The organism is Wolbachia endosymbiont of Cylisticus convexus (assembly GCF_003344345.1).
On sequence record NZ_QPIP01000062.1, the window covers coordinates 1 to 9570 of the forward strand.

Genomic DNA, 9570 nt, shown 5'->3' on the forward strand with positions numbered 1-9570 from the left:
GTAAATGATGTAACTTTGGATAAAAACATAGTAGAATTTAATGTAACTCCAACTGTAGAGAGCTACTCACAAGAGGTAAATAAAATTGTAATCTCGAAAATCGGTGCTTGAAGAAAGGTAATTTATAACCCTTGGCCTTGCCTAAAAATCTGTTATTTTAACCTAGAGCACTTGTACTTCTCCTATTTCCACTTGACTTGCTATGCTGCACTGAGTGACTTGAGTTGATACTAGCGCCCTGATTTTCTGCATAACCTTCTCTACAGGAATTTGACGAAGAGTTTACTATATCGCCATACTCTAAATCTTTTACTGCTTCCAATGCTGCTTCCTCAATTTTTTCAGATAAGCTAACTCTTTCAGAAGACTGACAAAGCTCTCTAGATCGTTCAAAATACCCTTGTTTTATAGCTTGATTAACTGATAAACCTCCTAATAAGCAATTTTCCCCTATTTCTTCGTTACAGCTTTTCAATTTCTCTAACTTTTCTTGATCTCTTACTTCTATCCCTATGAGATTTTCATCCTCCTCATCAAGATATAATTCAACTTCTAACTCCCCCAAGCTGGTGTAGAAAGTTAACACTATACCGTCACTACCTGCAATGTCAGTGTAATTTCTGCTTTTTTCTTCAAATTCAACTATTACTTTACTTTCTCCTATCTCCAACTCGCAGACTTCTAATTCTAGATTTTCCACCTCCAATTCATTTGTAATTTTTACAACCTCAACAATACTACCTTGTGGATACTTTATATGAGAATATATATTATCTATGCTTATTTCTAACTCATCTTGAATTTGTTTGTTTTTGTTCACAATGCTTTCATACGCAGCACTTTTTAGCTGATCCATAATGTATTTACATTCACCAAAAAGACATTTATCAAACTCTTTCTCTTCATCTTCATGAAACCCTTTACTACGAGGATTTATAAATCCCATAGTTGCATGTGATATCCTATCGTTATAGAAAAAATCTCGCTGCACTTTCCCGCCTTTTAATAGTAAATTTTTAACAATATCTTGTATAATACTCACACTTTCTTCATCTGTTGCTAGATCTTCACTATAATAAATAAATTTGCCAGAGGTTACTTCTGTAACCTCTTCAAGAACATCTAGCACTCTCCTAAGTATTAAATTCACTACAGTTGTTCCATTGTCGCCACAATATGAGTTCAACTTTATTCCCTTTTTAAGATAATTATTTACTACACATCTAATTTCTTCTAGAGCACCCCTTACCCAAATTTCTTCAGACTTTTGTGTAATTTCTTTTATTAGAACACCCCTTAGAGTATTACCTTCTCCATACTTTTGTGTAACTTCTTCTATTAGAGCATACTTTAAAGCATTCTTTGTCCAATCTTTTCCATACTTTCTTATAATTTCTTCTATTAGAGCATCCTTTGTCCAATCTTTTCCATACTTTCTTGCAATTTCTTCTATTAGATCATCCTCTGTCCAATCTTTTCCATACTTTCTTATAATTTCTTCTATTAGATCATCCTTTGTCCAATCTTCTCCAGACCTTTGTATAATTTCTTCTATTAGATCATCCTCTGTCCAATCTTTTCCATACTTTCTTGCAATTTCTTCTATTAGATCATCCTTTATCCAATCTTCTCCATACTTTTGTATAATTTCTTCCATTAGAACATCCTCTGTCCAATCTTTTCCATACTTTCTTGCAATTTCTTCTATTAGATTATCCTTTGTCCAATCTTTTCCAGACTTTTGTATAACTTTTTCTATTAGATCATCCTTTAGAGCATTCTTTGTCCAATCTTCTCCATACTTTCTTATAATTTCTTCTATTAGATCATCCTTTGTCCAATCTTTTTTATACTTTTGTGTAATTTCTTCTTTAATTTCCTTATACTTTTGCTTACTTTTCTCCTGTCTATTTTCCATTTCCTTATAAAACTCTTCAACCAATAAACTCTCTTCATCAGTCAAAGGGTTATCTGAATCATAGCTTGAGTTCGAGTCTTCCCCTGAGTTTAAATTGCTTAGAGCAGTATTTGGCTGTGAATCCCGATACTCTGAAGAATAATAACTTTTTGAGCTAGTTTGTTCTGCGTATTCCACACATCGCTTGTTTTTTACCTCACTACTCATAGCATGTACCTCATCTTTGATGTTTATTGTAACATGCAAGCGAAAATTAACAAGAAAAACATCCTGTCTACCAGCTTAATAGTTTCATCTACCCATTTCTGGTCCGTATAAGTTCTCCACGTTCACATTGTTCATGTTGCCATTGGGTTCTGCAGCTTGCAATAGAGCTTGGCTGTTATTAAGGTTAGCAAAATGCAAAGCAACATTTCCATTATTATCCTGTATACTAGTGTCTGCTCCGTTATCTAGTAGAACTTTTAGTGCATCTAAATGCAAAGGAGTCATCCCACTTAGATCCTGTGGTATCAGATAGAAGTGCAACTATACAGCTGTAATTCCCTAGAGCAGCATGATGTACAGGACTCCACTCACCATCGCTCTCACTAATAGTTGCATAATTGTTATTATTATCTTCCGCACCAAAAAACTCATCATCATGCTGTTCTTCAGTAGCTAATCCACCAAATGGCTTTTTTGCACAAACCTGCTTACTCTCTAAGATATATTCTAACACCATATTCCCTCAATCTATAAATATATTATGCACAATAATTAGCATGAATAAAAGCTAATGCAAGCATAACTTTTCTAATTTTCGTGTTTTTTAGAGAGTTGTGTTCTCCTACTGTAACTTCATATGACTTTGAGCCTGCTATCTTCTTAATTAGCTATGCAACAAGGCTGTTTCCGGACAACTTCGAAAATGTTAGGGCAAACTGCCATATACATTTTACCAGTACAATCTATTATACACTTAATTTGATATGTAAATTCTCAATAACCCTCATCTGCCAGGAAGATCATCTGCAGAACTGTGTCCTAAGTTGTCCCTTATACGAAGAACATCCTTAACTGATATAAGAGTATCTGGCCTCTGCGCACGATCATTCCATATAGCGTACGATAAAACTACTGTGTCTCCATCGGTAATACGCTTATATCCTCTACATTGCAAATAACTATTTAACTGATTATTTGCCTCTTGTTTTTTATCCTGTAGTTCGCCCGTGCCAGCAAACTTTAACTCTATCCCAATTGGATGAACACCACCTCCACTTTCTACAGACCGTAACAACACCAAATCTATCTTCTCTCCTCCTCCCAACTGGAATTCTATAATTACCCTAGCAGGATTATTACAAGTATAAAACAATCCGTGCAACACAGAATGAAACCCAACCTCTTGGGCGTTATTTCTATTCACTACCCACTTTAACGGAAATAGCACATTAGAAATTGCTTGAAATAATCCCTTGTGCCTATTCACATCTTGCCAACCGGTATTCATCATGACATTTGCAGTGTTGTGTACATTACTACCACCACCTACTGGTAAAAGCTCACCTTGAAAAGACTGATTGCCCTTATGCTGTAGATAATCGGCAGGTGATTGAAATTGTGTCACATTAACGGCTAAACCAAGATCATCCTCAGCTCTTCTACTTGGATTCAATGTGCACACCACTTCATATACTCTAGCATCTGGCCAACGTGACAAGTCTAGGCCTTGTAGGGGAAATTGGTGAGCTAACGCGTGACGAATATCAAGCACAAAAACTCCTTCTTCTCCTGCCCATAACGCTCGTAAAACCATAGTTAAGGCACGATCCCCAACATTTACTTGTGCTACTCCTCCATGTCGACCTCGCATCCTATCATCATCATGGTATTGAAACAAGTACTTATCTACATATACCTCACTTCCATCTTCCAACTCAATTCTTCTTTTTGCAAACGCAGCACTTGCAAAAGTAAATCTAGTTGTGTAGGAAAATACTCTGCTGTTAGTACCTCTAGTGTCAGGCACAGCAGGCACACCAAAAGATGGATATAGTAAATAGTTTCTAACACTCTCTTGAATTTCGGCCATAGATCCATTAAACAGCCTTTCTACTAAAGAAGATTCTCTTTCCAAAAAGCTTTGAGTACTAAGCTGTAAACGTTCGTTGTTATCTAAATCAAAATTTAATCCTACACAAACAGCATCATCCGATGAGGTGTGGATGGATATAGATGAAACAGGACATCTTGTAACGTAATTTTCAGCCTGTGCCAACGCTCGATCAGCACATCTGTCTCTTGTTTGCCCTGCCTTGAGTTCAATTATAATAGGAACAGAATCTATCAATCGTTGTACACCACGTACAAGAAAAGTAATATCTGTATATCCACCCCCCACAAATAACTCAAGGTAAATACCAGCTGTATGACGATACCTAAAATTCATCAAAAATCCTGACAGAAAACCATGATAGTCTGACTCCTTGCCATTGAAATCTAGTACCTGATTGTACCTATTGTAGAGATTAATTATGTACTGCAAAACATCATCAATAGTATCAACAACATCATCTGCATTATTACTTGCCAGATCTCCTAATAGACCTGACAGGAAACCTTGTTGTATACCAAAGGTCCTGGTGATCTCTTCAAAACCACCATCGCATGGAGATGCTGAATTTCCAGTAAATGCATTTCCCTCACGAATTTTTACACATCTTATTTCTTCCTCTTCTCCTTGATTTTCTGCCCATGCAAATGTTTTATACTCTTCCCATGCAAACCGCCTAGCCCGTAATGCAACATTCTGCTGTTGTAAATTATTCTCTATCCACAATTTCTCTTGCTGACTAAATCTTGAACCAAAACTATTTTGTCTATCGGCAATAGTAAAACATCTTACAATTCTGTAACCTCTTCTATCTCTGTCATTAGTTAATACAGCAACCTTTAAATTTCCTTTTCTAGGTCTACCTGGATCATTGTCAAAACGAAAATAAATTTTTTCATTATCTGCAACATCAGAATCAAACGCAGTAGCAAACATACCAAAAAAGAATGCAGGGAAAAAGCGACCCTTACCAACCGAGTGCAAGAAAGATGGACATTGATCCAAGAAAGACTCAAACCTTTCTGTAAACTCCCGACAATTTCCATCTAACAAATTTCTAATGAATCCGATATTTTCACCATTGTTATGCATAAAACACCTCTACTTACTATGACCAGACGAACCACTAATACCAGGGGCTTCTAACATGGACTGCGGATCACCAAAGCCACTGTGGGGAATAGGTACCTTATCTAACTCAGAAAACAATCCTTCTGCCAGCTTACCATAATCAACACCACTCTTCATACCAGTTCTACCAACTGTTTTTAGGTTGCTAATTAAATAATTTTTAAAACTCACAAAATCCTCCTGTGTACAATACTTTTTTGCAAACTGTAAAATCTCTAACACCTCGTCTTTTTTTCCAGTATCACCTGAAGCACGACCGCGCTCCCAATCTACAATTAATCCGGCAAGCATGCGTTTGATTGGGACTCTACCATTCGAAAAAACAGCAGCCTTTTTATGCTCATTAAAGCGATTGCACCTCCAAATATCCATAGTAATTGATCTAGCTTGGGCACTTAACTCAGGATTTTCCAATATCACATTTGAAAACGAGGAAAGGAGGAGTCCATAATCATGATGTGAAAGTATTTTGTCTGCAGGTACTGAAACTTCTTCATAGCACCAGCGCTTCATTATATCTTGAACTGTATCAAGAAAACTCCAACGTATCAAACCATTAAGAAGTGAATATACTCCTTGATCTTTTTCTAACAACTTAAGCAACAGCTCATGTTTTGCTGGATCATCCATTTTATACAGGCAAAAATCTAAAACGGTAGCACGATTGTAGTTACATTGAACAGTGGACAAGGTAATAACCGCATTAATAATTTCCTCTTCTCTTTCTTGCTCGTTTAAGCGGTTATAGAAATATTCCACTCCCTCGCTCCATTTAAGATCTACAGCTTCTCGGAATCCATCTATATCACTGTATTCTTTTAATTTTAATTCTTCAGATTCTCTATCAATCCAAAAACTAGATACAGGATCATAATTTTCCATAGAGTCTAACAGATCACTTCTTATATACTTATCGTTGCTGGCCGCAGGTCCACCATCATCATCTACTGCATCAGGAGAAAACCTGCTCTTGTGAAGGTCGAACTTTTCCTGAAAAAGGTCTTTAATTTTTTCTTTCACGCAATATCTACATGCCATTTTATATCTAGAAAACGGATTTTCTATCCCATTTATGCTTTCTTCAGTTAGCCTTTGTCCTAGGCTAGTGTTATTCAACTTTGCACCCGACCAACAACTCTCATCGCGAAACATGTTGTATAAGAATTGTAGCTTATCACCTTCGAGAGATTTCACTTGCCTAATATAGGTCTTCACCCATCTTTCAATAGCTAAACGCCTTTCAGCAGCAATTTGGGAATCTGTATGTTCAATAACACTTTGTAACTTATTAAGTACTGCAGCATGACGTTCTGTTATTCTTGGCATTGCACTCTCCATATAAAAATATTTATGGGATTATGTAAAAGTTAGAATTAAATAACAACCTAAAATTACTGAGGATAAAAAAAACTTCATGGAAAACATTTTCTATATTGAACAGATATAAAAATTCTATTGGAATTTACAGGAAATACCATACTCCTCAGCGTCATAAAAATTTTAAATGTTTACTTTGTTTAAAAAGAAAATAGATCGTATATTTGTGAGAACAAGCCAAGTAAAAATAGGGTTGTGAAAATGGAATTTTGAAATCTTTGCAACAAAATTAGGCAAAACAGTTCGTACGTAGATTTAGTGAAAGTGAGCCAATATAGCTGATTTTAGCGTATAGTAAAATTATTATAAATAAAAGTTCGAATGTATCACGTGGTAGACCATTCCATCCCAAAACGAAAGATTCTCACCGCCCTTGGTTTTGAGCGCTGGAAATGGTTGTATTATTTAAGTTATTAATGAAATATATTGCTAGATTAATATTAGTTTATTTTAGAATTAAGGTAGATTTATAAAAAACAGAATTTAAAAAAGACCTTATATTAAGCCTATTAAGAGCCTTTTTTAAAAATTACTTCAGATTAAAAAATTTTTTCAAATTAGGGGTTGACAAAATTTAGAGATAGGATATCTTGCCTAAAATGGTATTAGACTACTATGGTGTATGCTTAAGTGTACTAGTTTCCATGTTTTTCCATTCATAGAGGGGTGATTATGCTGCGTTCAGATATTCCAAAAGTTTTATTTTCGTCTATTAAAGAGGATGATCCCTATAGAACATCTAAGCTTTTTCAAATTGAACGCTGGTGCTATGCAAATTGGGATTTGCACAAAAGGAGTGGTAAAAAGGGGCACAATTTTCTTGCACAAGTACTATCCAGTGAAGATTGTTGGAAAAAAGTAGACAATTTACACGGAGTTAAGCTTGATAGGCAAGTGGTAGGTAAAAAGTTGATTGCGCCAGATTCAGGTAATCTCTTTAATAAGTATGCCATTGCCTGTCGGTGCTGTTTAGAGGAAGATATTATTATTTTATTTGAAGAAAGAAAAAAAAGGTTATCAGCTCAAGGTAAGAGCAGTCTGTTGGAGTATGAGCACTTAGTTGGGTGTTGCGGATCAGGTCTTTTAGCGCAGTTTTGGTCACATTTTGTTAGCGGTCACATTTCTAAACTAAATTTAAATGGTCGTCATCCGTATGAGTATGGTCTTGACTGTGCTATGAGTTTGAAACAAGCAGAGGCAGTAGAGTTCTTTTGGAATAAAATAAAATCATTACCTGAAAGTGAGATGAGCGAACAGAAAAAGGATGAAATCTTCATGAAGACAGCGGTATATGCAGCAGGGAACCGTTGTAATAGTTATCCTGAAATATTCGAGTTTTATTTCAGCCAAATAAGTCCTGATAGATACCCAGAACTTCTAAAAAGAGACTTAGCTAAAAATGGTTATTATGGTAGTTTAAATACGCTACAGGATGCACTCCGCTTTGATCAATTTCAAAAATTGTTTGACTTCTTAAGTCCAAATTCTGTCTCAGAAGATGATTATAATATCTGGTTAGATATGGAGATCAAGAAACATTCAGAACCTTATGTGAATGAAATTGTAAAACTTTTTATGCATATGTGGATGAAGGAAGGGTTTGACAGTCATCGTGCTTTAGTGATAAGAGAAGAACTAGAGGATAAATCCCCTCTTTTTCGCACAGTTTTGTTAACACCTTTAGTGGAAAAGGATTATATGGAGCCAGTATGGGCCATATTAGATATAGCTAATTGTGATCAAATCAAGAAATTTATGGATTCTAGACAAGCGGAGTATATACGATCTGTATTAGAGAAAAGAGATGTTGATTCATTAAATAAATTTCTAGCGTATGGAAAGTCTGTAACTGAAGAACTTGATAGAGGTGATTTAAGTACCGGCTTAACTAAGGTTAAATTAAGCAAAGCATGTGAGCAATTAGGGTTAGATAGGGCAATTCTATAAAACAGGTGATGGTTTCTTGTTACTACTTTTGCTTTTGTCAAAAAGGTGTTGCATTATAATACAAATGTTATATACGTAAGTTAGCATATAGATAAGAACAGCTTATATTGTTGATATCTCTGATAATAAGCTTGATATACTGAGTTTAGTATAATATAATGAAGGGGGCTTTATGTTCAAGATACAATATCCAACAGATCACCTAAAAAAAGAAGGTGTTAATTCAAAAGTTGCCGAATTATCGGATGAAATACAATATATAGAACAAGTTAAAGAATTTCCTCAATTTAAGCGTTATCGGAGGTCTGATTCCGAAAGTGAAAGTAGATTTAAAAGAATCGATGTTCCAGGAGACGGTAGTTGCTTATTTTGGTCTGTTACTATGGCTTACTTAATACCTGCCAGAGACAACGATGATCTATTTCGACAAAGGTATGAAGCTTTATTTGGAAATGAAGGAGCTGTAACCCAAAATTTAGATCATATTAGAGGTCTAGTTCCGGAATTTAAGTACTGCCAATTATGATGATACATTTGCAAACTTAGTGAGAAACGTGTTTCGCAACCGAGTAGTTGATCATATAAGTTCTCATGAGAACGAGTTTAGAGGTTTTGTTACAGGCAGTTTTGAGAATTATTTAGAAAACATGAGGAAACCCAATACTTGGGGAGGCGAGCATGAAATAAGAGCAATGAGCGAGATGCTTAGCGCAAGGATTAGTGTTTCTGGTGCAACTAGAAGTCAATATGACAACGGGAATATTCAAATACAGTTATTTCATGTTGGCGCACCAGGTAAACGAAATCATTATAACTTTGGTCTTGAGGGAGGTATTGTCGATAATGATGTAGAGCTTGCGAAAGGTTTAAAAAAAGTCATGGGTAAAGGAAAGCCACAAGATTTTGAATTAATACAGTTATTAATAGAGGAAGCAGGTAAAGAAGTCGGTATAAGCCGGCAAGATGAAGACTTTAAGTCTTTTGAACCGAGATTTCAGTCATTTGTGGATCAGATTCCATCTTATTTACACTCTGTAGGAAAAGCAGGATTTTTTACACACTTCTTCTTAGGGAGCTTTTCTACTTTGCTGGACACAGA

8 protein-coding genes are annotated in these 9570 nt (G+C 35.5%); 3 read left to right on the forward strand and 5 right to left on the reverse strand.

Going from position 1 to position 9570, the window contains the following annotated elements; translation table 11 throughout:
• Positions 1-157: 157 nt before the first annotated feature.
• From Wcon_RS06655 to Wcon_RS06675, 5 genes are all read right to left on the reverse strand, one after another.
• Positions 158-2125: a hypothetical protein gene (locus Wcon_RS06655; RefSeq protein WP_114517657.1), complete on the reverse strand. Its 1968-nt coding sequence runs from the start codon at positions 2123-2125 to the stop codon at positions 158-160.
• 84 nt (positions 2126-2209) lie between these two features.
• Positions 2210-2410 carry an ankyrin repeat domain-containing protein gene (locus tag Wcon_RS13050; protein ID WP_410543460.1) on the reverse strand — a complete coding sequence of 67 codons (201 nt, stop codon included), beginning with the start codon at positions 2408-2410 and terminating at the stop codon, positions 2210-2212.
• Complete coding sequence (locus Wcon_RS06665) at positions 2367-2639, reverse strand: hypothetical protein (protein WP_147269166.1); 273 nt, start codon at positions 2637-2639, stop codon at positions 2367-2369. Before Wcon_RS06665 ends, Wcon_RS13050 begins: the two co-directional genes overlap by 44 nt.
• A gap of 270 nt (positions 2640-2909) precedes the next feature.
• Positions 2910-5108, reverse strand: a complete 2199-nt coding sequence (locus tag Wcon_RS06670; RefSeq protein ID WP_114517660.1) for a hypothetical protein — start codon at positions 5106-5108, stop codon at positions 2910-2912.
• Positions 5109-5117: 9 nt separating this feature from the next.
• Positions 5118-6473 (reverse strand): hypothetical protein, encoded by a 1356-nt coding sequence (locus Wcon_RS06675; protein ID WP_114517661.1) that lies wholly within the window; start codon positions 6471-6473, stop codon positions 5118-5120.
• Between the two features lie 723 nt (positions 6474-7196).
• Between Wcon_RS06675 and Wcon_RS06685 the strand changes: the two genes are divergently transcribed.
• The 3 genes from Wcon_RS06685 to Wcon_RS06695 all read left to right on the forward strand — a co-directional run.
• Entirely contained in the window at positions 7197-8471 is a 1275-nt protein-coding gene (locus tag Wcon_RS06685) for a hypothetical protein (protein ID WP_114517662.1), read from the forward strand.
• Positions 8472-8643: 172 nt separating this feature from the next.
• The gene (locus Wcon_RS06690; RefSeq protein ID WP_114517663.1) at positions 8644-8997 is read left to right on the forward strand and encodes an OTU domain-containing protein; all 354 of its coding nucleotides are present in this window, start codon (positions 8644-8646) and stop codon (positions 8995-8997) included.
• A gap of 28 nt (positions 8998-9025) precedes the next feature.
• A partial coding sequence (locus Wcon_RS06695) for an OTU domain-containing protein (RefSeq protein ID WP_179947497.1) occupies positions 9026-9570 on the forward strand: 545 nt, incomplete at its 3' end.

Coding starts and splice junctions, on each gene's coding strand:
- Wcon_RS06655 (WP_114517657.1), bottom strand. CDS start 2,125: ATGAGTAGTGAGGTAAAAAACAAGCGATGTGTGGAATACGCAGAACAA.
- Wcon_RS13050 (WP_410543460.1), bottom strand. CDS start 2,410: ATGACTCCTTTGCATTTAGATGCACTAAAAGTTCTACTAGATAACGGA.
- Wcon_RS06670 (WP_114517660.1), bottom strand. CDS start 5,108: ATGCATAACAATGGTGAAAATATCGGATTCATTAGAAATTTGTTAGAT.
- Wcon_RS06675 (WP_114517661.1), bottom strand. CDS start 6,473: ATGCCAAGAATAACAGAACGTCATGCTGCAGTACTTAATAAGTTACAA.
- Wcon_RS06685 (WP_114517662.1), top strand. CDS start 7,197: ATGCTGCGTTCAGATATTCCAAAAGTTTTATTTTCGTCTATTAAAGAG.
- Wcon_RS06690 (WP_114517663.1), top strand. CDS start 8,644: ATGTTCAAGATACAATATCCAACAGATCACCTAAAAAAAGAAGGTGTT.